Genomic DNA, 22,774 nt, shown 5'->3' with positions numbered 1-22,774 from the left:
GCGGCGCTATGTACGGGATCACGCACGTGACACACATACGAGGGTGGGAACAGCGGTGCAGCGGTACATCACCGGTCTGACGGCAGCGGCGGTCGCACTGGGCATGGCGGGCACACTCACCGCCTGCGGCGGCTCGGGCTCGAGCGACGTCACCCTGAAGCTCGTCGCCGCCGACTACGGCGACTCCGCGGCCAACAGCAGCCAGAAGTACTGGGACAAGCTGGCCGCCGCCTACGAGAAGGACCACCCGGGCGTCAAGATCGACGTCGACGTCTACTCGTGGAACGACGTGGACGCCAAGGTCAAGACCATGGTCGACGAGGGCCACGCCCCCGACATGGCCCAGATAGGCGCCTACGCCGACTACGCCGCGGACGGCAAGCTCTACCCGGTCAGCACCCTGCTCAACGTGCCGACCCAGGCCGACTACCTGCCGCAGCTCGCCGAGGCGGGCGAGGTCGACAGCACCCAGTACGGCATGCCGTTCGCCTCCTCCACCCGCCTCCTCTTCTACAACAAGAAGCTCTTCAAGGACGCCGGCATCACCCCGCCCACCACCTGGGACGAGCTGGAGGCCGACGCCAAGGCGCTCAAGGCGCACGGTGTGAAGATCCCCTACGCGCTGCCGCTCGGCCGGGAGGAGGCCCAGGCCGAGACCATGATCTGGATGCTCAGCGGCGGCGACGGCTACACCGACGACGTCGGCTCCTACACCATCGACTCCAAGCAGAACGTCGCCACGTTCGACTGGCTGAAGAACGACCTCGTCGGCAAGGGCCTCACCGGGCCCACCGCACCCGGCGACCTCAACCGGGCCGGCGCCTTCGCCGCGTTCGCCAAGGGCGAGGTCGGCATGCTCAACGGCCACCCCACCCTGATGCAGATGGCCGCCAAGCAGGGCGTCGACTACGGCACCGTGCCGCTGCCCGGCCCCGACGGGCCGGCCAAGTCCACCATGGGCGTCGCCGACTGGATGATGGCGTTCAAGCAGAACGGCCACCGCAAGGAGGTCGGCGACTTCCTCAACTTCGTCTACAGCGAGAAGAACGTCCTGGAGTTCTCCCGCGAGTACAACCTGCTGCCCGTCACCAACAGCGCCTCCGAGGCCATGTCCGCCGCCACCGAGGACAAGAAGCTCTGGCCGTTCCTCAAGAGCCTGCCCAACGCCGAGATCTACCCCGTCGGCAAGACGTCCTGGGCCTCCGTCAGCGCCGACATCAAGGACCAGATCGGCTCCGCCGTCTCCCCCAACAGCAGCGCGGGCGCCGTCCTCGGCAGGATCCAGAACCAGGCGGCGGCCGCGGAAGCCGCCGAGTAGCGTGACGGGCATGGACACACCCGACGCACCGGACTCCCTGGGCGAACGCGAGCGGGCGGTGCTCGCGTTCGAGGGGCGCGGCTGGGAGACACCCGGCGCGAAGGAGCGCGCGATCCGCGAGGAGCTCGACCTCGCGCCGGTCCGCTACTACCAGCTCCTCAACGCCCTGCTCGACGACCCGCGGGCGCTCGCACTCGCCCCCGTGACGGTGAACAGGCTGCGCCGGGTACGGGAGAGCCGGCGGCGCGAGCGCTGAGCCCGCCCGGGTGCGCCGCGGGTGTGTCGCGGCCCACGATTAGCGGGGTTCCCTGTGGATAAAGTCGACCGCATGGGCAGCCATCACACGGACGACCACCGCGACGACCTTCCGACCCCCTCCACCGCCGCCGGGCGTGACGGCCTCGCCGCCATCCTCGCCCGGCCGGAGCGGAGCGTCATCGCCGTCGACTTCGACGGGACACTGGCGCCCATCGTCGCCGACCCCGAGCAGGCCCGCGCCCACCCCGACGCGGTGCCCGCGCTCGCCGCGCTCGCGCCCCGCGTCGCCTCCGTCGCCGTCATCACCGGGCGGCCCGCGGGGGTGGCGGTCCGCCACGGCGGGTTCGCCGGTGTGCCCGGCCTCGAACACCTCGTCGTCCTCGGGCACTACGGCGCGGAGCGCTGGGACGCGGTGACCGGCACGGTGCGCGCGCCCGCGCCGCATCCGGGGGTCGCCGCCGTCCGCTCCGAACTCCCCGGTGTGCTGCACGAACGCGGGCTCTGGCACGACACGTACGTCGAGGAGAAGGGGCGGGCCGTCGCGGTCCACACGCGCCGGGCGGCGGACCCGCAAGGCGCGTTCGAGGCGCTCCGGGCGCCCTTGACGGCGCTGGCCGCGCGCCACGGCCTGGTCGTCGAGCCCGGCCGCATGGTCCTCGAGCTGCGCCCGCCGGGGGTGGACAAGGGGGTGGCGCTGACGGAGTACGTCCGTGAGGTCGGCGCGGAATCGGTCCTCTACGCGGGGGACGACCTGGGCGACCTCCCGGCCTTCTCGGCGGTCGAGAAGCTGCGGCTCGATGGGGTGCCGGGTGTCCTGGTCTGCAGCGGCAGCGCGGAGGTTCCGGAGCTGGCGGACCGGGCGGACCTGGTGGTGACCGGCCCGGCCGAGGTCTCAGCGCTGCTCGCGAACTTGGCCCGTCACGTATCCCGTTGACCGGACAAGCGCGGGCCCGTCGAGCGGGCCTCCCGTCTGCCCAGGTCGATCCGTCGCCGGGTGCACCGCCGTCGTGGCTGGTCGCGCAGTTCCCCGCGCCCCTGAAGGCCTGCGGCTTCGCCGCGCCTTCCCCCGGTCGCGCCCCATGAGATGGCGCACGAAGTGCGCATCTCAGGGGCGCGGGGAACGGCGCGAGCAACCACGACGAAAGCCGCGTACGACCACAGGGGAATGCCGCACGCAGTGCGCATTCCAGGGGCGCGGGGAACTGCGCGGCCAGCCACGACGAGAGCCGCGGAGGCCGTCCGAGCGGTGGGCCCGCGGCGCGAAAGGCCGGCCCGGTCAAGCGTCCCGCAGCGCCGACAGCTGGTCCAGGAACCACTGCCCGGGCGGCAACGCGGTCCCCGCCGCAGCCAACCGCTTCGTACGCTCCGCCCGCTCCTCCCCCGACATCGCGAGCGCCGCGCCAAGCGCCTCACACGTCCCGCTCACGTCGTACGGGTTCACGACGAGCGCGTCGTCCCCCAGCTCCTCGTACGCCCCCGCCTCCCGGGAGAGCACCAGGACGCACCCCTCCTCGGAGACGACGGGCACCTCCTTCGCGACGAGGTTCATGCCGTCCCGGATGGGGTTGACCAGGGCGACGTCCGCCAGCCGGTACGCGGCCAGCGACCGCGCGAAGTCGTCCTTGACGTGGAGGACGACCGGCGTCCAGCCGGGCGTGCCGAAGCGTTCGTTGATGGCTTCGGCGACCCGCGACACCTCGGCGGTGTAGTCGCGGTACACGGCGAGGTCCTGCCGTGAGGGGTAGGCGAAGGCGACGTGGACGACCTTCTCGTGCAGCTCGGGCCGGGTCTCAAGGAGCAGTTCGTACGCCCGCAGGCCCCGCACGATGTTCTTGGACAGCTCGGTGCGGTCGACCCGGACGATGACCTTGCGGCCCTCGCCGACCTGTTCCCGCAGCGCCGCCAGCCGCTCGTCCACGTCAGGGCGGCCGGCCCGCTCCCGGAGGAAGTCCGCGTCGGCGCCGAGCCCGTGCACGCCGATGCGCGTGCCGGAGGTGCCCCCGAGGATGCGCGTAGCGCAGTCGGTGAAGGCGTCCGCCCAGCGCCGGGTCAGGAAGCCGAGCCGGTCCGCGCCGAGCATGCCCTGGAGGATCTTCTCGGCGATGTCGTCGGGGAGCATCCGGAAGTAGTCGACGGGCGCCCAGGGCGTGTGGGAGAAGTGCCCGATGCGCAGGTCGTCGCGGAGTTCGCGGAGCATGCCGGGGACGAGCGTGAGGTGGTAGTCCTGCACGACGACGGTCGCGCCGGGTGCGGCCTCCTCGGCGAGGGCTTCGGCGAAGGCCCGGTTGTATGCCTCGTAGGACTCCCACTGGCGGCGGAACTCCGGGCCGAAGGACGGTTCGAGGGGCGTCTGGTACAGCATGTGGTGCACGAACCAGAGCGCGGAGTTGGCGACGCCGTTGTACGCGTCCGCGTGGACACCGGCGTCGATGTCGAGCATCCGGACGCCGGGTTCGGTGACGCCGCGCCGTACGGCTTCCCGGTCGCCGTCGGTGAGGGCGGAGCACACCCACAGTTTGTCCTTGACGACGCTGAGCGCGGAGACCAGTCCGCCGCCGCCGCGTTTCGCCTCGATGCCGGCCCCGTCGGCGCCGTCCTTCAGGACGTACGAGACGGGACCGCGGTTGGACGCGACGAGAACCTCAGCAGCACCTTGCGTGGAAGCCATATGGGCACGCTAGCCCGGCTCGGCCGGGTTCAAACGCGGCGGCGGCTGCGCGCGGCTCCGAGGCCGAGCGCGCCGAGTGCGCACAGGGAGATGCCGAACCCGCTGTAGAGCCAGAGCCGGGAGTGTCCGGCGTCCGTGGCCGCGTCCCGGTGCACGCCCCGTTCGGCGGCGACGGCGGCGGTGGGGTTCATGACGAGGGCGGCCACCGCCGCCGCCGTCATCATCATGCTGGTGAGGTGTTTGAGCCGCATGAGGGCAATCTAGGCAGGTTTTATGACCGCGCGCCCTTACGCCACGCGACGCCGCGCATACTCGCTGATCTCGGCCATCGGCGGACGCTCCTCGGTGTCGACGGCGTACGTCCTCGGTTCGAAGCGGCTGTCGCCGCGCTCGAACTGGGTGAGCTCGGGCCGCACCAGGTGGCCGCGGGCGAGCCGCACCTGGGCGGTGCGGTAGATGGCCGCCGCCATCCGGCCGAGCGCGAGCCCGTCCTGGTGGCGGTGGATGCGCACCCCGACGTCGACCTGGGCGAGCGCGCCGAGGCCGACGGTGTGCAGCGCGTCCACGAGCAGCCCGAGTTCGACGCCGTAGCCGACGGGGAACGGCAGCCGTTCGAGGAGGGACCTGCGGGCCGCGTACTCGCCGCCAAGGGGCTGGACGAAACCGGCCAGGCGCGGCCAGTGCAGATTGAGGACGGGGCGGGCCATCAGCTCGGTGACGCGGCCGCCCTGCCCGGCGGCCTGGCCGAGCGGGCGGTCGTACATCGCCTTGACGAAGCTGACGTCCGGGTCGGTGAGGAGCGGGCCGACGATCCCGGAGACGAAGTCCGCCGAGAACTCCCGCAGGTCGGCGTCGACGTAGCAGACGATGTCGCCGCTCGTGACGTACAGGGAGCGCCACAGCACCTCGCCCTTGCCGGGCCGGGCCGGTATGCGTGGCAGGACGGTGTCCCGGTGGACCACGCGCGCCCCGGCCGCCGCGGCGACCTCGGCGGTGCGGTCGGTGGAGCCGGAGTCGAGGACGACCAGTTCGTCGACGAGGGGGACCGTCTCCGTCATCAGCTCGCGCCGGATGATGCGAACGATGTCGCCGACCGTCGCCTCCTCGTCGAGCGCGGGCAGCACGACGCTCACCGTCTGGCCGGACGCGCGCTTCGCCGCGACGAGCTGGTGCAGCGGGCGGTCGGCCACGGACCAGGAGCGCTGTTCGAGCCAGCGTTCGACTTCTTCCAGCACGGTCGGTGGCTCCTTCGGGGGCGTGGGATGTGATCCATCTCGCGGTTCGGACGACTATCTCAAGGGTCCGGGCCTTCGGTTACAGTCTTGAACAAGGCCGGTGACCATCGCATGCCGGGGTCGCCGCGCCGGACAACCACATACCGCTCATCCAGAGGGGCAGAGGGATACGGCCCGTTGAAGCCCCGGCAACCCTCCAGCCGGTCTCGTAGGACACCGCAACGTCCACCGCGAGGCTCCCGGCTAGGGAAGGTGCCAAATCCGTCTCGCGGCGAGATGCGCCGCGAGGAAGATGAGGAGAAAGGGCCTCGCCTCTCATGGCTGTACAGACTGTCGCCACCCCCGCCAGGACCGTCGATCTCGGTCCGGCTTCCGGGCTCTCCTGCCGCGAGTGCGGCACCACTTTTGACCTTGGTCCCATCTTCGCCTGTGCCGAGTGTTTCGGCCCGTTGGAGGTCGCGTACGACCTTCCGGCCGGTGACCCGGAGGCGCTCCGCAAGCGGATCGAGGCGGGCCCGGCCAACCTCTGGCGCTACGCCCCGCTGCTTCCCGTCCCGGCCGACGTCGCCGAGAAGCCGAACCTGAACCCCGGCTGGACCAAGCTCGTCAAGGCAGACAACCTCGCCCGGGAACTCGGCGTCGAGCAGGGCAAGCTGTTCGTCAAGGACGACTCGGGCAACCCCACGCACTCCTTCAAGGACCGCGTCGTCGCCCAGGCCATCGAGGCCGCGCGCGCCTTCGGCTTCACCACCCTCTCCTGCTCCTCCACCGGCAACCTGGCCGGCGCCGTCGGCGCCGCCGCCGCCCGGGCGGGCTTCCGCTCCTGCGTCTTCATCCCGCACGACCTGGAGCAGGGCAAGGTCGTCATGGCCGGTGTCTACGGCGGTGACCTCGTCGCCATCGAGGGCAACTACGACGACGTGAACCGCTTCTGCTCCGAGCTGATCGGCGACCCGCTCGGCGAGGGCTGGGGCTTCGTCAACGTGAACCTGCGCCCGTACTACGGCGAGGGCTCCAAGACGCTCGCCTACGAGATCTGCGAGCAGCTCGGCTGGCGCCTGCCCGACCAGCTGGTCATCCCGATCGCGTCCGGGTCGCAGTTCACGAAGATCGACAAGGGGCTCCAGGAGCTGATCAAGCTCGGGCTCGTCGAGGACAAGCCGTACAAGCTGTTCGGCGCGCAGGCCGAGGGGTGCTCGCCGGTCTCGGTCGCGTACAAGGGCGGCCACGACGTGGTGCGGCCGCAGAAGCCGAACACCATCGCCAAGTCCCTCGCCATCGGCAACCCGGCCGACGGTCCTTACGTCCTCGACATCGCGCGCCGCACGGGCGGTGCCGTGGAGGACGTCAACGACGAGCAGGTCGTCGAGGCGATCAAGCTGCTCGCGCAGACCGAGGGGATCTTCGCGGAGACCGCCGGTGGGGTGACGGTCGGCGTCACCAAGAAGCTCATCGAGGCGGGGCTGATCGATCCGTCCCTGACGACGGTCGTCCTGAACACGGGTGACGGTCTCAAGACGCTTGACGCCGTCGCCGAGACCTCACAGGCCACGGCGACCATCAAGCCGTCCCTCGACGCGTTCCGGGCCGCCGGCCTCGACCACTGAGCCCCCCTCACCCGCAGCCCAGTCCCAGGAGTTTGCCAGCATGAGCGTCAACGTTCGGATTCCTACCATCCTGCGCACCTACACCGGCGGGGCCGCCGAGGTCGCCGCCGAGGGCGGGACCCTCGGGGAGGTCATCGCCGACCTGGAGAGGAACCACACCGGGATCGCCGCCCGCGTCCTCGACGACCAGGGCAAGCTGCGCCGGTTCGTCAACGTCTACGTCAACGACGACGACGTCCGCTTCGAGCAGGGCCTCGACACCGCCACGCCGGACGGCGCCGGCGTGTCGATCATTCCCGCCGTCGCCGGCGGCTGATCCGGCCCTGTCCGGCCCCCGCGCACGCTGCGTCACCCCGATTGCCCCCTCCGCGAGAGAAGCGGAGGGGGCAATTCTGCATGGTTGAGCGCGGTACAGTTGGGGAAGCTGCCTCCTTTCCCCGCGTGGTGCATGACGGGCGCATATGAGTTTCCGCTCGGGACGCGACAAGAAGCAGCCAAAGTGTCGAACCCCTTCGGGCCTTTTACGGCATTTACCCGGCCCGAGTTGCCCTGGGATCCGGTGAGTTGGCCCGGTTTCCCCGTTCGAGGGTGCCCAGATTTCTCGTCCGATTGACCTGTTGCAGACGGCAGTTGGGCAGATACATTCAGCCGCGGTCGACGCGTTCCGGCGCACACCCCCACCCATTGGGGAGGGTGAGGTCTGACCCGGATCCGCGAAGTGCGGATCTGTGCAAGGGCCAGTAATAGGGGAGTTAGGCATGGCTCAGGGCACCGTCAAGTGGTTCAACGCGGAGAAGGGGTACGGCTTCATCGCGGTCGACGGTGGTGCGGATGTATTCGTCCACTACAGCGCGATTCAGATGGACGGCTACCGCACCCTCGAAGAGGGTCAGCGAGTGGAGTTCGAGATCTCGCAGGGCCAGAAGGGGCCGCAGGCCGACATGGTCCGTCTGGCCGCCGCCGGCTGAAGCGCGTCGCGACTGACAGGCTTCGTACGAGACGAAGGGTCCGTGTTTCCCCGAGGGGGCACGGGCCCTTCGTCGTGCCCGGGGGCGCCCGGACCGCGCTCCGTGCTGCGCGCGCCCCCCGCCGATCTGTGGTAGCCGCTTGCACTCGCATGGGTCGAGTGCTAATCATTGGGCTTAGCACTCTCCCAGTGAGAGTGACAGAACTTGGATCGGGTCGGTGAGGTCCGGGGGCCGGTGGGGCAAGGAACCACGAGGCTCGGGGGCCGTCCGTCGCGGGCGCCAGCACGGTCCGTTTGCTTGCTTTTCCACCCCGTCCGGGAGGACCACTTCACATGGCCAAGATCATCGCGTTCGACGAGGAGGCACGGCGCGGCCTCGAGCGCGGCATGAACCAGCTCGCCGACGCCGTCAAGGTGACCCTGGGCCCCAAGGGTCGCAACGTCGTCCTCGAGAAGAAGTGGGGCGCCCCCACGATCACCAACGATGGTGTGTCCATCGCCAAGGAGATCGAGCTCGAGGACCCGTACGAGAAGATCGGCGCCGAGCTGGTCAAGGAGGTCGCGAAGAAGACGGACGACGTCGCCGGTGACGGCACGACGACCGCGACCGTCCTGGCCCAGGCCCTGGTCCGCGAGGGCCTGCGCAACGTGGCCGCCGGTGCCAACCCCATGGCCCTGAAGCGCGGCATCGAGAAGGCCGTCGAGGCCGTCTCCGCCGCCCTGCTCGAGCAGGCCAAGGATGTCGAGACCAAGGAGCAGATCGCTTCGACGGCCTCCATCTCCGCCGCCGACACCCAGATCGGCGAGCTCATCGCCGAGGCCATGGACAAGGTCGGCAAGGAAGGCGTCATCACCGTCGAGGAGTCCCAGACCTTCGGTCTGGAGCTGGAGCTCACCGAGGGTATGCGCTTCGACAAGGGCTACATCTCGGCGTACTTCGCCACCGACATGGAGCGGATGGAGGCGTCGCTCGACGACCCGTACATCCTCATCGTCAACTCCAAGATCGGCAACGTGAAGGACCTCCTCCCGCTCCTGGAGAAGGTCATGCAGTCGGGCAAGCCGCTGCTGATCATCGCCGAGGACGTCGAGGGCGAGGCCCTGTCGACCCTGGTCGTCAACAAGATCCGTGGCACCTTCAAGTCCGTCGCCGTCAAGGCCCCGGGCTTCGGTGACCGCCGCAAGGCCATGCTCGGCGACATCGCCATCCTCACCGGTGGCACCGTCATCTCCGAGGAGGTCGGCCTCAAGCTGGAGAACGCCGGTCTCGACCTGCTCGGCCGCGCCCGCAAGGTCGTCATCACCAAGGACGAGACGACGATCGTCGACGGCGCCGGTGACACCGACCAGGTCCAGGGTCGCGTCAACCAGATCCGTGCCGAGATCGAGAACAGCGACTCGGACTACGACCGCGAGAAGCTCCAGGAGCGTCTGGCGAAGCTGGCCGGCGGCGTGGCCGTCATCAAGGCCGGTGCCGCCACGGAGGTCGAGCTCAAGGAGCGCAAGCACCGCATCGAGGACGCCGTGCGCAACGCGAAGGCGGCCGTCGAGGAGGGCATCGTCGCCGGTGGTGGCGTGGCCCTGCTGCAGGCCTCCGCGGTCTTCGAGAAGCTGGAGCTGGAGGGTGACGAGGCGACCGGCGCCAACGCCGTGAAGCTCGCCCTGGAGGCCCCGCTCAAGCAGATCGCCGTCAACGGTGGTCTCGAGGGTGGCGTCGTCGTGGAGAAGGTGCGCAACCTGGCCGTCGGCCACGGTCTGAACGCCGCCACGGGCGAGTACGTCGACATGATCGCCGAGGGCATCCTCGACCCGGCCAAGGTGACGCGCTCCGCGCTGCAGAACGCCGCGTCGATCGCCGCGCTGTTCCTCACCACCGAGGCCGTCATCGCCGACAAGCCGGAGAAGGCCGCTGCCGCGGGCGCTCCGGGCGGCATGCCGGGCGGTGACATGGACTTCTGATCCGGCCTCCGTACCGGTTCAGCTCGTCTGTTCGTCCCGAGGGCGGCACTTCCTCCACCAGGAGGGGGTGCCGCCCTCGGGCGTTGTCGGGTTAAGGTCCCCGAAATTCCTCTCACGCGTGTCAACCGGCGTCCGGCCGCCAGGTCTATAGATCACGACAGCACGGTCGGACAGCACACGGTCGGGAACCACAGGGAGCACGGCGTTGACCGCAGAGGAGTTCGAGGAGTTCTACGCCCATGCGGTCGGGCGGCTCACCGGGCAGCTTTACGTCATGCTCGGCGACGCCCAGGAGGCGCAGGACGTCGTGCAGGAAGCGTTCGTGAAGGCGTGGAGCCGGCGCGGACGCCTCGACCGGGAGGCCGCCCCCGAGGCGTGGATCAGGACCGTGGCCTGGCGGCTCGCGATACGGCGCTTCAAGAAGCTGCGCCGCAGCGAGCAAGCCTGGCTGCGGCACGGCGCCGCGCCGCACGTCGGCGCGCCCGACCCCGGTTCCGTGGCCCTCGTCGAGGCGCTGAAGGAGCTTTCCCCGCAGCAGCGCAGGGTCGTCGCCCTGCACTACATCTGTGATCTCTCCGTGGAGCAGATCGCGGGCGAGACCGGGTTGTCGACCGGCACCGTGAAGACCCATCTGTCCCGGGGCAGGACCGCCCTGGCCGCCCGTATGCAGGACCCGCGCGCGCAGGAGGCACACCGTGACTGAGCACCGCGACGAGCCCGGCCTCGCCGAGGCGCTCAAGGAACTGGCCGCGTCCGGCGGGCGCGCCACCGTGCCGCTGCCGGGCCCCGTGGTCCGGGCGCGCGGCGACCGGCTGCGGCAGCGCCGGTTCGCCGTCGCGGCGGCCACGGCCGTCGTGCTCTGCGCCGGGGCGGGCGGCGGCGTCGCGCATCTCCTCGCGGACGGGCCGGGCACGGTCCAGCCCGCGCGGACCGGGGTGCCGAGGCCCGCGCCGTCGTCGGGCCCGCCGTCGACGGCACAGGCCACGCCGACGTCCCCGCCCGACGCGTCACCGACCGCGTCCTCGACGGAGACGGAGACGGGGACGGCGACCGGTGCCTCGACCGGGACCGCGACCTCATCCTCCTCCGGGACCGGGACCGGGACCGGGACCGGGACCGCGACCGAGACGGAGACCGGGGCCTCGGCCGGGACCTCGTCCTCCTCCTCCACCTCCTCCACCTCCTCAGCGGGCTCGTCCGGCTTCACCGCGCCCCCGACCTCCCTGCGGACCTCGTCACCCCCCACCTCGGACCCGCAGCGGACGTCTCCGCCCGACCGCCCCTGAGACCTCCCCCCACACGCACGACCCGAACGGAGCTCCCGTATGCCCGCGGCCCTTCTGGAAGCGCCGTCCATACCCACCCGGGCCGCCGCGCCCCGGCGCCGGCCGAGGCGCCCGCGGCTGAACCCGCTCGACCGGACGGTGCTGCGGATCTACCTGCTCACCCGGCTCGGGCTGCTCCTGACCGCGTACTGCGTGACCCGGCTCTTCCCCGCGTCCCCCGACGCCAAGGAGGCCCGGCCGCTGCTCTCGGCGTTCCAGCAGTGGGACTGGGCGCACTACCGGACCATCGCCGAGTTCGGCTACTTCCACGGCGCGGACAACACCGAGGCGTTCTTCCCGGGCTTCCCGCTCGTGCTCCGCGCCGTCCACACGGTCGTGCCCGACTGGACCGCCGCCGGACTGCTGATCTCGTTCGTGTCGGGCGCGGTCGCCGTCCTCGCCCTCGCCCGCATCGCCGGTCCGGTGGTCGGCGGCCGGGCTGTGCTGCTCCTGCTGCTGTCGCCCTGCTCCGTCTTCCTGGCCGCCGGGTACACGGAGTCGCTGTTCCTCGCGTTCGCGCTGCCCGCGTTGCTCGCCGGGCGGCGCGACAAGTGGGCCCTCGCGGCGTTCCTCACCGCGACCGCCACGGCCGTACGGGTCAGCGGGCTCTTCCTGGCGGCGGCGCTGCTCGTGCAGTTCCTCGTCGCGCACGGCCCCGGCCGGCGCTGGCGGCGGCTGCCGTGGCTGGCGCTGCCCGCCGTGCCCGTCCTCGCGTACACCGTGTATCTGTACGCGGAGACCGGCGACTGGATGGCGTGGAAGCACGCGGAGGAACGCGGCTGGTACCGCACGTTCCACTCGCCGTGGCAGGCGTGGGCGCACACCTGGGACGCCGCGTTCGACGGCGCCTACGCCACCGGGTACGCCGTCATGTGCCAGGCCGAACTCCTCGCCATGCTGCTCGGGCTGGCCCTGTTCGCCTGGCTGCTCCGCCGTCGCCGCTGGGCCGAGGCGACGTACATCGCGCTGACGCTGTGGGCGCTCGGCACGTCCTACTGGTACACGTCCGTGCCCCGCGCGACGCTCCTGTGGTGGCCGCTCTGGGCGGGCCTCGCGGCCTGGACGGTGCGCAGCCAGCGGGCCACGTACGTCTGCCTGTGCGTGGTCGCTCCGCTGTCGACCCTGTACGCGGTGACGTTCCTGTCGGGCCGCTGGGCCGGGTAGCGGCGCCCTACCGGAGCGGCGACTCCTGGTAGCTGTTCCAGGCGTCCCGGCCCGCCTGCGCCGCGCTCTGCGCCTGATGGAAGGCGCGCGACGCCATCTCGGCGGGCGGCACCTCCCAGGCGCCGGTCCACGTACGACCGGCCCGCACCACCTCGTACGCGAGGACGCCTACGCCGACGGTGGACACGAGCAGCCCGGCGCCCCACAGCGCGGCCCCGGTCACGAGCCGCCGCTGGTTCGGCCGGAACTCCGTCCAGGAAATCTTCGAAAACGTGCTGTCAGCCATGGGGCCAGGATGAGGCAGGCTCGCCCTGGCCGCGACTGGACTGATCAGCGCTGACGCAGACCCGCGACGAAGGCGGACCAGGTCTCCGCCCGGAGCACGAGCCTCGGGCCGGCCGGGTTCTTGGAGTCGCGGACCGGGACCAGTCCGGGGAAGTCGGTGGCGACTTCCAGGCAATTACTGCCCTCGCCGCCGCTGTACGTGGACTTGCGCCAGGTGGCCGATGTCAGGTCAGGCTCGGGGCTCGTGATCTTCATGCTCGTAATCCTCTGCCACTGAGGTAATCAGGGCCAGAGACTGGTTCGGGGTGAGCGCGTTGGCCCTGAGTAGATCGTAGGAGAGCTGGTGGCGGGCGGTCGTGGCTGGGTCGTCCAACAGGCGTCCGGTGCCGGGGGCTTCGATGAAGGACAACGGGGGTGCGTCGTTGAAGTGCATGAGCTTGAGCGCGCCGTGCAGTGAGGCGTGGGCGCCCGCCGCGAACGGGAGGACCTGCACGACTACTCGTCGCTGTCCGATCAGCTCGGCGATGTGGCGCAGGTTCGCCGCGATCACCGCGGGGCCGCCGACCGGCCGACGCAGCGCCGCCTCATCCAGGACGGCCCACAACAACGGCTTTGTTGGGTCGTCGAGGAGCCGGGCGCGCTCCATCCGGGCGTTCAGCAGCTTGTCGATCGCCTCGTCGGCCGCGGTGGGCTGGTAGTCCAGGAACACCGCGCGGGCGTACTCCGGCGTCTGGAGCAGGCCGGGGATGAGCATGCCCCCGTACTCCATGATCGAGGTCGCCAGGGCCTCCGCCTCGGCCGCCTCCGCGAACTGTTCGGGATGCTTCGACGCGTTCGCCTTGACGCAATGGCGTACGAAGAAGCTGCCCATGTTCAGCGCCTCATCCAGGCGCGGCGCCATGTCCGGCAGGATGCGCCGCGTACCCGCCTCCATCTGGCCGATGTACGAGCCGCTCACGAACAGCCGCTCACCCAGCGCCTGTTGGGTGAGGCCCGCTCTCTCGCGGGCGTGGCGGAGTTCTTCGCCGATCATGACGCGGCGCGCGGCGGGGTCGAGGTCCTTCGGTCCGGTCATCTGCATCAGCTCCGGTGCAGCAGGTGCGGCTGTTGGGGGGTGCCCCCTGGCCAGCGTAGGGATTCAGCCGTCACGCTGTGTGGCGAAAGAGCAACTTCGCGTGAAGGGGTGGAGCATGGTGGTGCGGGATGCGGAGCGGTTGCGGGTGGTCGAGGACGCGGTCGAGCAATTGCGGGCGGAGCTGGGGGTGTTGGGGGTGACGCTGCCGTCGTTGCGCGTCGATGCTGCGTCGGCGGCGGGGGATGTCGCGTATCCGCTGGTGAACCTGGGGTGCGTCAACCTGGACATGACGTTGCGGATGGTGGCGGTGCTGCACGAGAGGAACGCGCGATGAGCCTCGGCCCGTATGTGATCGGTCCGGGTCGTCAATCAGGAGGGGCGGTTGCCGTGATCAGGGCCGCTCGTAGTGGTAGCGGCAGGCGGCGATGCGGATCTCGTCATCGACGATCTTGTACAGGAGGCGGTGCTCCTCGGTGATGCGCCGGGACCAATAGCCCTGGAAGCCGTGGCGCAAGGGTTCCGGTTTGCCGATGCCCTCGTTGCCGTTGCGGATGATGTCCTGCAGCAAGGCGTTGATCCGCCTGAGGGTCTTGCGGTCCTGAGCCTGCCACCAGACGTAGTCGGCCCAGGCCTTCTCATGCCAGACGAGTTTCAATCGAGCATCTCCCGAACGGAGCCGCCGCCGGCCTCGAGTTCCTCGATCGCCTGAAGGATGCGCCGCGCGTTCTCCGGGCTCCGGAGCAGGTACGCCGTCTCCTTCAGGGACTCGTACTCGTCGAGTGCCACGATCACCACTGGATCGTGGCCCGCGCGCGTCACTATCACTTCCTCGCGATCGTCCACGACCGCGTTGAGCGTCTCGGCGTACTTCGCTCGCGACTCGGTGTAGGTCATGGTGCGCATCGCGGCCTCCTCGGAAGACGTACGCTTTCCTGTACGTACAAGTAAGCGTACGTCAGTCTCCGAGATGGCGACAAAGGCGCAGGTCAGGCCAGTCAGGCCCGCGCCGGTTCGGGAGACGCCGGAACAGCTTCGGCGCGGGCCGATGGGGACTCGCCCGCGTCGACGTCCTGGTTCAGCTCGGAGAGCATCTGCTTGCTGAAGCCGAAGAAGTACGTGGCCAGGAAGCCGACCGCGTAGCCGATGAGGAGGCCGCCGCCGTAGATGAGGCAGGTCGTACCGAGGCTGTGGTCGCCCTTGAGGAGCGGGAACAGGGCCCAGCCGGACGGGCCGATCGCCGTCGAGCCGACCTTCGTGCCGAGCATCGAGAAGAGGCCGACGAACGCGCCGCCCGCCGCGCCGCCCACGCATGCCGTGACGAAGGGGCGGCCCAGGGGGAGCGAGACACCGTAGATGAGGGGTTCGCCGACGCCCAGGAAACCGGCGGGCAGCGCCGACTTGATCGTCGTACGGATCGACTTGTTGTGCTTGAGGCGCTTGAAGACGGCGATCGCGCAGCCGACCTGGCCCGCACCCGCCATGGCCAGGATCGGGAGGAGGACCGTGTAGCCCTGCTGCTCGATCAGGGTGGTGTGGATGGGGATCAGGGCTTGGTGCAGGCCGAGCATGACCAGGGGGAGGAAGAGGCCGCCCAGGACCAGGCCCGCGAACGCGCCCGTGTTGTCCAGGAGCCAGTTCGCCGCCGTACCGATCCCGGTCGAGACCTCACCGGCGACGTACATCAGGCCGAAGATCGTGACCAGGCCGGAGACCAGGACCGTGAGGGTGGGCGTGACCAGGACGTCGACCGCCTCCGGGACCCACTTGCGGCACCACTTCTCCACGTACACCGCGAGGACCGCCGCGCCGAGCGCGCCGAGCACACCGCCCTGGCCGGGGCTCAGCTTCTGGCCGAACGCCGAGACGTTCGCGACCCCCGCGTACACGATGATCGCCGCGACCGCGCCGCCGAGGATCGGCGTACCGCCGAACTCCTTCGCCGTGTTGTAGCCGACGAACACCGCGATCAGCGCCATGAAGCCGGAGGCGATCGCGGCCAGGGCGGGGGTGACGCCGGGCAGCCACTCCAGGTTGACCAGCAGGCCGTTGATGCCGGCGATGATGCCGCAGCCGATCAGCGCCGGGATCAGCGGTACGAAGATGTTGGCGATCCGGCGCAGGAACAGCTTGAAGGGCGTGGCGTTCTTCGCCTTGCGGGCCGCCCGCAACTCGGCGCCCTGGGCCGCGAGGTCGTCGGCCGTCGTGGTGTGCGCGGGGGCGGGCGCCCCGGCCCGCTCCTCCGCCACCAGCGCCTCGAACTCCGGCGTCACCCGGGCGACCTTCCCCGGGCCGAGGACGATCTGGTACGTCTCGTCCTCCACCACGCCCATGACGTCGGGCAGCGCCTTCAGCGCCTCGTCCTGGACGAGCGAGCGGTCCGCGAGACCCAGCCGGAGCCGGGTCATGCAGTGGACGACGGAGGTGACGTTCGCGGCGCCGCCCACAAGGGGGAGGATCGAGGCCGCCACGTCGCGGTTCTTGTTCTCAGCCATGGTGCGTGCTGCCTTGCTGTGCGGGTGGTGCGGATGGAGGGGCTTCGGTTCAGGGAGCTGTGGTGGTCGCCGCCGCGGCGAGCGCCGCGCGCAGGTGGCCGTCGGACTCGGCCAGGAGACGGGCCGCCGTCTCCCCGTCGACCTCGCCGAGCACGACGAGGATCGCGTTCTTCACCTCGCCGTCCGTCGCGGCGAGCGCGGCCTCGATGACGGCGTCGTCGGCGCCCGTGGCCAGGGAGACGATGCGGCGGGAGCGGGCCCGCAGCTTCTCGTTCGACGCGCGTACGTCGACCATCAGGTTTCCGTACGTCTTGCCGAGCCGGATCATGGTGATCGTCGACAGCATGTTCAGGACGAGCTTCTGTGCCGTGCCCGCCTTCAGACGGGTCGAACCGGTCAGCAGCTCCGGGCCGACGACGACCTCGATGCCGTGGTCCGCCGCCGCCGCGAGGGCGCTGTCCGCGTTGCAGGACAGGCCGATGGTCAGGGCGCCGACGCTCGTGCGGGCGTGCTCCACCGCGCCGATCGCGTACGGGGTGCGGCCCGAGGCGGAGACCCCGACGACGGTGTCGTTCTCGGTCAGGTCCAGCGCGGTCAGGTCCTGCGCCGCCAGCTCCTTGGAGTCCTCGGCGCCCTCCACCGCCGTGACCATCGCGGAGGGGCCGCCCGCGATCAGGCCGACGACCTCGCCCGGGTCCGTGTTGAAGGTGGGCGGGCACTCGGAGGCGTCCAGCACGCCGAGGCGGCCCGCCGTGCCCGCGCCCGCGTAGATCAGACGGCCGCCACGGGCCATGCGGGTCGCTGTCGCGTCGATGGCGGCGGCGATCTGGGGGAGCTGGGCCGCGACCGCGGTGGGGACGGTGGCGTCCTCCCCGTTCATGATCTCGGCGATCTCCAGGGTGGAGCGCTGGTCGATCTCGGCGAGTTCCGGCCGGAAGGCTTCTGTGGTCAGGGTGGCCAGCTGGGCTTGGAGGGCGGTGTAGTCCGTGGTCGTCATCGGGGGGCGGCTCTTTCCGGTACGGGGTGGTTTATGGAGTGGGCCTGGTGCGGGTCGCGTCGTGGTTGCTCGCGCATGCCTGCGGCGCTTTTCCGGCTCTCGGGTGCGGCGCCGTCGTGGTCGCTCGCGCAGTTCCCCGCGCCCCTGGAATGCGCACTTCGTGCGGCATTCCCCCGCGGGTCTTCGGCTGCGGCACCGTCGTGGCTGGTCGCGCAGTTCCCCGCGCCCCTGGAGCATGCGGCTCCGCCGCAGCCCCATAGGGTTCGCGTCACGCGCGCCTCTCTGAGATGGCGCACGCAGTGCGCATCTCAGGGGCGCGGGGAACTGCGCGACCAGCCACGACGGCGGGATGGCCGGGCGATTACGTCCAGGGGCTGGGCGCCGGCCCGCGTTCATGACCGGGGGCCCCGCGGCGTGGCGCGATGGCGGTGGGCCAGGGCCTCGTAGGACGCCGACAACGCGGGCGCCGCCGTCTCGTAGCGGCGCTGGGCCACCCCCACGAACAGGCAGTCCACGACGAGGAGCTGACTCGTACGGGACGACATCGCCGCGGGACGCAACTCGCTCTCGCGGGCGATCGAGGTCGTGAGGACGTGGTCCGCGTACTGCGAGACCGGCCCATCGGGCCGCCCCGTGATCGCGATCGTCGTCGCGCCGTGCTCGAAGGCGAGTCGGAGGGGCTCGATCACGTCACCCGTCGCGCCGGAGTGCGTGATGGAGACCGCCACATCCCCCGAGCGGAGCGTCACCGCGTTGGTGATCGCCAGGTGCGGGTCCGAGTGCGCGTGCGCGACCTGCCCTATGCGGAGCAGCTTCTGCGCGAGGTCCTGGGCGACGAGCCCGGACGCGCCGACCCCGTACACGTCCACCCGCCGCGCCCCGGCGAGCGCGCTCACGGCGGCAGCCAGTTGCACGGTATCGAGTCCGGCCGCGGTGTCGGCGAGGGTCTGCTGCTCGTCGTAGGCGAGCTTGGCGACCACGTCCGCTATCGGGTCGTCGACGGCGATGTCGGCGGTGACGGCGGGCGCCCGGCCCGACTGCTGCTGGGCGGCGAGCCCGGCGAGGGCGAGCCGCAGGTCGCGGTAGCCGGGGTAGCCGAGGATGCGGGCGGTGCGGACGACCGTCGCCTCGCTGGTGCTGGTGAGCTCGGCGAGGCCGGTGACGGTGAGGGCGGCGCAGCCGGCCGGGTCGGCGGCGACGGCCTCGGCGACGCGCTGCATGGACCGGGTCATGGAGGGCGCGAGGGTGCGCACCTTGGCGGCGAGCGCTGCGGGTGCGGGCGGCGCGTCGCTTGAGAAACTTTCCTTCACGTCATTGCTCACGCCTGAAAGATATTTTCAATCGTTCGGGGGGTCAAGAGGCGCACAATTGATGCATGGACACCATCAGCCCCCTGGAGCAGGCCCTGCACGCGGCCCGCGCGCTCGTGCTCGCGGACCTGAAGGCGGCGGACGTCGCCGAACCGGACGTCGTCTCGCTCGTCGAGGAGTCGATCGCGTCCCGCCGCTGGTGGGTCGAGCAGTGGCCGGAGGGCGTGGAGTTCGTGGCCGGGCTCGTCGCCCAGGACGTCAAGGACGGCCTGCTCGAACGGCACGGGCGGTGGCCGCTGTGCCCGGTGTGCGGCCCGGGATCGGGTTCCGAGGGCCCGCACGCCCTGGACGTCGAGCCGGAGCTGGGCGCCGACCCGCACTGGGTGTGCTCCGAGGCGGGCGTGGTGGTCGCGCCGGTGGGGTCGCTCTCCACGGTCACGGGCTGACGGGACGCCCGGTGACCGTCTACATAGACCCGCCGACCTGGCCAGGCCACGGCCGCATGTGGTCCCACCTGGTCAGCGACGTCTCCTTCGACGAACTCCACGCGTTCGCCGAGCGGCTGGGCGCCCCGCGCCGCGCCTTCGAACGCGACCACTACGACCTGCCGTCCCACCGCTACGAGGACGCGGTGCGCGCCGGGGCCGTGGCGGTCGGCTCGAAGGAGCTGGTGCGCAGGCTCACGGAGGCGGGGCTGCGGCGGCCCAAGCACCCCCGGCCCCGATAGGTCAGGCCGGGTCCAGCAGGTCCAGCTCCGTCGTCAGGTTGTCCCGCGCGGTGGACTCCCAGTGGGCCGCGCCGTACGGGGTGCGGAACAGGCGGGGGAGGCCGAGGAGGTGGCGCAGGACCGCCGCGCGGCCCTCGCGGAACGCCTCGTCGGGCACGAAGGCGTACTCCGCGCGGACCGCCTTCGTGTACGCGGCGTACGCCTCCGGGGGTGAGGCCAGGATCGCCAGGTCGGCGTCGCACAGGGTCTCGCCGTTGGTGTCGCCGTCGGCCGGGTCGTGGCCGACCGTGAGACGGACGAGCCGGGCGACCTCCGCGACCGCCGCCTCCGGCAGCCCCGCCTCGGCCAGGGCGCGTTCGGCGAGGGCGGCCGAACGCTCCTCGTTCTCCGAGCGGTCCGGCCGGTACACCGCGTCGTGGAACCAGGCGGCGAGCCGCACCAGCGCGGGGTCGTCGGCGTGGTCCGCCAGGACGTCGATGCGGTCCAGCACGGCGGTCAGGTGCTCTGTCGTGTGGTACTTGCGCTGGGGTTCGGCCCAGCGGGAGAGCAGATTGTCGGCGTACGGGTACGGATCGAGGTCCGTCGTCCCGCCGCTCGCCGCGCGCAGAGCACGGGCCCAGTGGTCACGCAGTTCCTGGGTGGTCATGCCCGAACCCTAGAGGCTGAGGGCCGGTGTCAGTGGTGGCGGACGACGCCCGCGTCCCGGTACAGGGTGCCGTCGGTGTCGCCCAGGACGACGACCGAGAACACCGCCGAGGCGAACGCCCGGACGGCCCGCGCGGCGTCGCCGACACGGTGCGGACGGGAGGATCCGGTCGCCTCGGTGGCGCCGGGCGGGGCCGGGGTGAAGGTCGCTGTGGTCATGTATCCAGGATGCGATTCCGGGCATACCCGCACATCGGTCCCGCGGACCAACCCGTGTACGACCTGCGGGGGACCCCGACCCTGAGACACCCCGGATCACGGCCGCGCCAGGGAACCGGGAAAACCGTTGGCTCCGGCAGCCACCCGTCCCGTACACTCGCGCGTCTGCCCGCCTCCCTTCACCGCTGTCGCCGCCGCGGTCGCCGAAGCCGGAGCGCCGCCGGCCGGACGGAAACCGGCCGGACCCGTAGCCGTACCTGAGTGCCGCGTACGCGCGTACCGCGTACCCGAGTACCCCGCGTATCCGTAGCCGGAGGCAAGCCGTGAGCACGTCCACGCCGCTCGACCGTGAGCGCGCACATCTCCACGCGTCCCGCGCCGCCCTGCGCGCCATGCGCGAGGACGCCGAGGCGCTCGACATCCGCGACGTCACCGCGAACTGGGTCAACGCCGAAGTGCTGCAACGCCAGATCGACGAACGGATCAAGGCCCTCGCCGACCTCAGCCACACCCCGCTCTTCTTCGGCCGCCTCGACTACCTCCACGCACCCGGCGTCGACCTAGCCGAGGGCGCCGAAGGCGAGCAGTTCTACATCGGGCGGCGCCACGTCCATGACGCCGACGGCGACCCCATGGTCATCGACTGGCGCGCCCCCGTCTCCCAGCCGTTCTACCGGGCCTCGAAGAAGGACCCGATGGACATCGCGCTGCGCCGCCGCTTCGGCTACACCGGCGGCGAACTGACCGCGTACGAGGACGAGCACCTCTCCGACCCCGCCGAGGCGGAACGGACCAGCAAACTGCTCCAGCAGGAGATCGAACGGCCCCGCGTCGGCCCGATGCGGGACATCGTCGCCACCATCCAGCCCGAGCAGGACGAGATCGTGCGCAGCGGGCTCGCCGGATCGGTGTGCGTGCAGGGAGGCCCGGGGACGGGAAAGACGGCGGTCGGCCTGCACCGGGTCGCGTACCTGCTGTACGCGCACCGCGAGCGGCTCGCCCGCACCGGCACACTCGTCATCGGCCCCAACGCGTCCTTCCTCCACTACATCGAACAAGTCCTTCCCGCGCTCGGCGAGCTGGACGTCAAGCAGGCCACCGTCGACGACCTCGTGAGCACGCACGTCGAGGTGCGGGGCGTCGACAGCGCCGAAGCGGCCCTCGTGAAGGGCGACGCGCGGATGGCGGAGGTCGTGCGGCGGGCGCTGCGCTCGCACATCACGCTGCCGGACGAGGGCGTCGTCGTCGTGCGCGGCTCGCGCCGCTGGCGCGTCCCCTCGTACGAACTGGCCGACATCGTACGGGAGTTGATGGACCGCGACATGCGGTACGGGGCCGCCCGCGACGCTCTCTCGCAGCGCATCGCACACGCGGTGCTCGTCCAGATGGAGCGGGCGGGGGAGGCGCCGGACGACCGGGTGCAGGACGCGGTCGCGCGGAACGCGGCGGTGAAGGCCGTGGTCAAGGCGGTGTGGCCGGCCGTCGACCCCGCGAAGCTGGTGCTGCGGCTGCTGTCCGACGCGGAGTTCCTCGCGGAGCACGCGGACGGTGTGCTGAGCCCGGAGGAACAGAAGGCCGTGCTGTGGGCGAAACCGGCCCGGAGCGTCAGAAGCGCCAAGTGGTCCCTCGCCGACGCGGTGCTCATCGACGAGGCGAGCGATCTCGTCACGCGCACGCACTCGCTCGGGCACGTCGTCCTCGACGAGGCGCAGGATCTGTCGCCGATGCAGTACCGGGCCGTGGGGCGGCGCGCGACGACCGGGTCCGTGACCGTCCTCGGGGACCTCGCGCAAGGCACGACGCCATGGGCGACCCGGAGCTGGGGCGAGGCGCTGGCCCACCTCGGCAAGCCCGACGCGGTGATCGAGGAGCTGACGGCCGGGTTCCGCGTACCGACCGACGTCATCACGTACGCCTCCCGCCTCCTCCCGTTCATCGCGCCGGGCCTCGCCCCCGTGGAGTCGGTCCGTGAGAACCCGGGGGCGTTCGAGGTGCGTGAGGTGTCGGGGCCGCAGGAGGTGGTCGCCGCGTGCGTCGAATCCCTGGCGCACGAAGGCTCCGTGGGTCTCATCGCGGCGGACGCGCGCTGCGGCGAGCTGGCCGAGGCCCTGACCGGAGCGGGCCTGTCCTTCCTCGCGCCCGGTGAGGAGACGACGGCGGAGGCCCGCCTCACCCTGGTCCCGGCGTCCCTGGCCAAGGGGCTTGAATACGACTACGTGGTCCTCGACGAACCGGGGTCGGTGGTCGCCGCGGAACCCGACGAACGCACGGGGCTCCGCCGGTTGTACGTGTCCCTGACCCGGGCGGTGTCGGGCCTGTTGGTCACCCACACGGGTCCGCTGCCGCTTCCGTTGACCTGACCTCGGGTGCGGCGCCGTCGTGGCTGGTCGCGCAGTTCCCCGCGCCCCTGGAGGCATGCGGCTTCGCCGCGCCTCCATCGGGAGATGGCGCACGGAGTGCGCATCTCAGGGGCGCGGGGAGCGGCCGCCACGACGTGCTCGCAGTTGTCCAGGACGAGGAGGG

At 71.1% G+C, this 22,774-nt stretch carries 27 protein-coding genes and 1 riboswitch; of the genes, 14 read left to right on the top strand and 13 right to left on the bottom strand.

What is annotated here, in order from left to right; translation table 11 throughout:
- Positions 1 to 103 precede the first annotated feature (103 nt).
- From ABZ877_RS26365 to otsB, 3 genes are all read left to right on the top strand, one after another.
- Complete coding sequence (locus ABZ877_RS26365) at positions 104 to 1,318, top strand: extracellular solute-binding protein (RefSeq protein ID WP_361075588.1); 1,215 nt, start codon at positions 104 to 106, stop codon at positions 1,316 to 1,318.
- Between the two features lie 10 nt (positions 1,319 to 1,328).
- The gene (locus ABZ877_RS26360; protein WP_361075373.1) at positions 1,329 to 1,574 is read left to right on the top strand and encodes a DUF3263 domain-containing protein; all 246 of its coding nucleotides are present in this window, start codon (positions 1,329 to 1,331) and stop codon (positions 1,572 to 1,574) included.
- 72 nt (positions 1,575 to 1,646) lie between these two features.
- A complete protein-coding gene (gene otsB, locus ABZ877_RS26355) occupies positions 1,647 to 2,510 on the top strand; it encodes a trehalose-phosphatase (protein WP_361075372.1) in 864 nt (287 codons plus the stop codon).
- Between the two features lie 342 nt (positions 2,511 to 2,852).
- Here the strand turns inward: otsB and ABZ877_RS26350 are convergent, their stop codons facing one another.
- From ABZ877_RS26350 to ABZ877_RS26340, 3 genes are read right to left on the bottom strand one after another with little or no spacing between them, the layout of a single operon-like run.
- Positions 2,853 to 4,244, bottom strand: a complete 1,392-nt coding sequence (locus ABZ877_RS26350) for a trehalose-6-phosphate synthase (RefSeq protein WP_361075370.1) — start codon at positions 4,242 to 4,244, stop codon at positions 2,853 to 2,855.
- 29 nt (positions 4,245 to 4,273) lie between these two features.
- The gene (locus tag ABZ877_RS26345; protein ID WP_361075368.1) at positions 4,274 to 4,495 is read right to left on the bottom strand and encodes a hypothetical protein; all 222 of its coding nucleotides are present in this window, start codon (positions 4,493 to 4,495) and stop codon (positions 4,274 to 4,276) included.
- Positions 4,496 to 4,531: 36 nt separating this feature from the next.
- Positions 4,532 to 5,479: a glucosyl-3-phosphoglycerate synthase gene (locus ABZ877_RS26340; RefSeq protein ID WP_361075366.1), complete on the bottom strand. Its 948-nt coding sequence runs from the start codon at positions 5,477 to 5,479 to the stop codon at positions 4,532 to 4,534.
- A gap of 144 nt (positions 5,480 to 5,623) precedes the next feature.
- A riboswitch (SAM riboswitch) is annotated at positions 5,624 to 5,778 on the top strand.
- Between the two features lie 18 nt (positions 5,779 to 5,796).
- Between ABZ877_RS26340 and thrC the strand changes: the two genes are divergently transcribed.
- From thrC to ABZ877_RS26305, 7 genes are all read left to right on the top strand, one after another.
- Positions 5,797 to 7,086, top strand: coding sequence for a threonine synthase (thrC, locus tag ABZ877_RS26335; RefSeq protein ID WP_361075364.1), 1,290 nt, complete (start codon positions 5,797 to 5,799; stop codon positions 7,084 to 7,086).
- A gap of 40 nt (positions 7,087 to 7,126) precedes the next feature.
- Positions 7,127 to 7,402, top strand: coding sequence for a MoaD/ThiS family protein (locus ABZ877_RS26330; RefSeq protein WP_361075362.1), 276 nt, complete (start codon positions 7,127 to 7,129; stop codon positions 7,400 to 7,402).
- A 442-nt stretch (positions 7,403 to 7,844) separates the two neighbouring features.
- Positions 7,845 to 8,054: a cold-shock protein gene (locus ABZ877_RS26325; RefSeq protein WP_109445992.1), complete on the top strand. Its 210-nt coding sequence runs from the start codon at positions 7,845 to 7,847 to the stop codon at positions 8,052 to 8,054.
- 332 nt (positions 8,055 to 8,386) lie between these two features.
- A complete protein-coding gene (gene groL / locus ABZ877_RS26320; RefSeq protein WP_361075359.1) occupies positions 8,387 to 10,012 on the top strand; it encodes a chaperonin GroEL in 1,626 nt (541 codons plus the stop codon).
- A gap of 205 nt (positions 10,013 to 10,217) precedes the next feature.
- The gene (locus tag ABZ877_RS26315) at positions 10,218 to 10,715 is read left to right on the top strand and encodes a SigE family RNA polymerase sigma factor (RefSeq protein WP_361075357.1); all 498 of its coding nucleotides are present in this window, start codon (positions 10,218 to 10,220) and stop codon (positions 10,713 to 10,715) included.
- Entirely contained in the window at positions 10,708 to 11,298 is a 591-nt protein-coding gene (locus tag ABZ877_RS26310; protein WP_361075355.1) for a hypothetical protein, read from the top strand. Before ABZ877_RS26315 ends, ABZ877_RS26310 begins: the two co-directional genes overlap by 8 nt.
- A gap of 39 nt (positions 11,299 to 11,337) precedes the next feature.
- Positions 11,338 to 12,501: a mannosyltransferase family protein gene (locus ABZ877_RS26305; RefSeq protein ID WP_361075353.1), complete on the top strand. Its 1,164-nt coding sequence runs from the start codon at positions 11,338 to 11,340 to the stop codon at positions 12,499 to 12,501.
- Positions 12,502 to 12,508: 7 nt separating this feature from the next.
- Here the strand turns inward: ABZ877_RS26305 and ABZ877_RS26300 are convergent, their stop codons facing one another.
- Genes ABZ877_RS26300 through ABZ877_RS26290 form a run of 3 tightly spaced genes read right to left on the bottom strand, consistent with a single transcriptional unit; the run spans position 12,509 to position 13,861 of the window.
- Complete coding sequence (locus ABZ877_RS26300) at positions 12,509 to 12,787, bottom strand: hypothetical protein (RefSeq protein ID WP_361075351.1); 279 nt, start codon at positions 12,785 to 12,787, stop codon at positions 12,509 to 12,511.
- Positions 12,788 to 12,831: 44 nt separating this feature from the next.
- The gene (locus tag ABZ877_RS26295) at positions 12,832 to 13,041 is read right to left on the bottom strand and encodes a DUF397 domain-containing protein (protein WP_361075349.1); all 210 of its coding nucleotides are present in this window, start codon (positions 13,039 to 13,041) and stop codon (positions 12,832 to 12,834) included.
- Positions 13,016 to 13,861: a helix-turn-helix transcriptional regulator gene (locus ABZ877_RS26290; protein ID WP_361075347.1), complete on the bottom strand. Its 846-nt coding sequence runs from the start codon at positions 13,859 to 13,861 to the stop codon at positions 13,016 to 13,018. Before ABZ877_RS26290 ends, ABZ877_RS26295 begins: the two co-directional genes overlap by 26 nt.
- 115 nt (positions 13,862 to 13,976) lie before the next feature.
- On the opposite strand from ABZ877_RS26290, the gene ABZ877_RS26285 reads away from it, so the two are divergent.
- Positions 13,977 to 14,195, top strand: a complete 219-nt coding sequence (locus ABZ877_RS26285; RefSeq protein ID WP_361075345.1) for a hypothetical protein — start codon at positions 13,977 to 13,979, stop codon at positions 14,193 to 14,195.
- A 57-nt stretch (positions 14,196 to 14,252) separates the two neighbouring features.
- Here the strand turns inward: ABZ877_RS26285 and ABZ877_RS26280 are convergent, their stop codons facing one another.
- The 5 genes from ABZ877_RS26280 to ABZ877_RS26260 all read right to left on the bottom strand — a co-directional run bounded on the left by ABZ877_RS26280 (position 14,253) and on the right by ABZ877_RS26260 (position 18,672).
- Entirely contained in the window at positions 14,253 to 14,516 is a 264-nt protein-coding gene (locus tag ABZ877_RS26280; protein ID WP_361075343.1) for a Txe/YoeB family addiction module toxin, read from the bottom strand.
- On the bottom strand, positions 14,513 to 14,764 hold the full coding sequence (locus ABZ877_RS26275) for a type II toxin-antitoxin system prevent-host-death family antitoxin (protein ID WP_361075341.1): 252 nt from the start codon (positions 14,762 to 14,764) through the stop codon (positions 14,513 to 14,515). Before ABZ877_RS26275 ends, ABZ877_RS26280 begins: the two co-directional genes overlap by 4 nt.
- A gap of 92 nt (positions 14,765 to 14,856) precedes the next feature.
- Positions 14,857 to 16,353 carry a PTS transporter subunit EIIC gene (locus tag ABZ877_RS26270; RefSeq protein ID WP_361075339.1) on the bottom strand — a complete coding sequence of 499 codons (1,497 nt, stop codon included), beginning with the start codon at positions 16,351 to 16,353 and terminating at the stop codon, positions 14,857 to 14,859.
- A 49-nt stretch (positions 16,354 to 16,402) separates the two neighbouring features.
- Positions 16,403 to 17,350: an N-acetylmuramic acid 6-phosphate etherase gene (gene murQ, locus ABZ877_RS26265; RefSeq protein ID WP_361075337.1), complete on the bottom strand. Its 948-nt coding sequence runs from the start codon at positions 17,348 to 17,350 to the stop codon at positions 16,403 to 16,405.
- Positions 17,351 to 17,742: 392 nt separating this feature from the next.
- A complete protein-coding gene (locus ABZ877_RS26260; RefSeq protein ID WP_361075335.1) occupies positions 17,743 to 18,672 on the bottom strand; it encodes a MurR/RpiR family transcriptional regulator in 930 nt (309 codons plus the stop codon).
- A 53-nt stretch (positions 18,673 to 18,725) separates the two neighbouring features.
- Here ABZ877_RS26260 and ABZ877_RS26255 point away from each other — a divergent pair, with 53 nt between their 5' ends.
- On the top strand, positions 18,726 to 19,106 hold the full coding sequence (locus tag ABZ877_RS26255; protein ID WP_361075333.1) for a hypothetical protein: 381 nt from the start codon (positions 18,726 to 18,728) through the stop codon (positions 19,104 to 19,106).
- Positions 19,107 to 19,117: 11 nt separating this feature from the next.
- Positions 19,118 to 19,387: a DUF4031 domain-containing protein gene (locus ABZ877_RS26250; RefSeq protein ID WP_361075331.1), complete on the top strand. Its 270-nt coding sequence runs from the start codon at positions 19,118 to 19,120 to the stop codon at positions 19,385 to 19,387.
- A 1-nt stretch (position 19,388) separates the two neighbouring features.
- Here the strand turns inward: ABZ877_RS26250 and ABZ877_RS26245 are convergent, their stop codons facing one another.
- Together ABZ877_RS26245 and ABZ877_RS26240 are read right to left on the bottom strand one after the other, a co-directional pair.
- Entirely contained in the window at positions 19,389 to 20,033 is a 645-nt protein-coding gene (locus ABZ877_RS26245) for a hypothetical protein (protein ID WP_361075329.1), read from the bottom strand.
- A gap of 29 nt (positions 20,034 to 20,062) precedes the next feature.
- Complete coding sequence (locus ABZ877_RS26240) at positions 20,063 to 20,251, bottom strand: hypothetical protein (protein ID WP_361075327.1); 189 nt, start codon at positions 20,249 to 20,251, stop codon at positions 20,063 to 20,065.
- A gap of 392 nt (positions 20,252 to 20,643) precedes the next feature.
- Here ABZ877_RS26240 and ABZ877_RS26235 point away from each other — a divergent pair, with 392 nt between their 5' ends.
- Positions 20,644 to 22,611 carry an AAA family ATPase gene (locus ABZ877_RS26235; RefSeq protein ID WP_361075585.1) on the top strand — a complete coding sequence of 656 codons (1,968 nt, stop codon included), beginning with the start codon at positions 20,644 to 20,646 and terminating at the stop codon, positions 22,609 to 22,611.
- Positions 22,612 to 22,774 lie beyond the last annotated feature (163 nt).

The organism is Streptomyces sp. NPDC046939 (genome assembly GCF_040644575.1).
Classification (GTDB): domain Bacteria; phylum Actinomycetota; class Actinomycetes; order Streptomycetales; family Streptomycetaceae; genus Streptomyces.
This window is presented reverse-complemented; position numbering and strand designations above follow the sequence as displayed.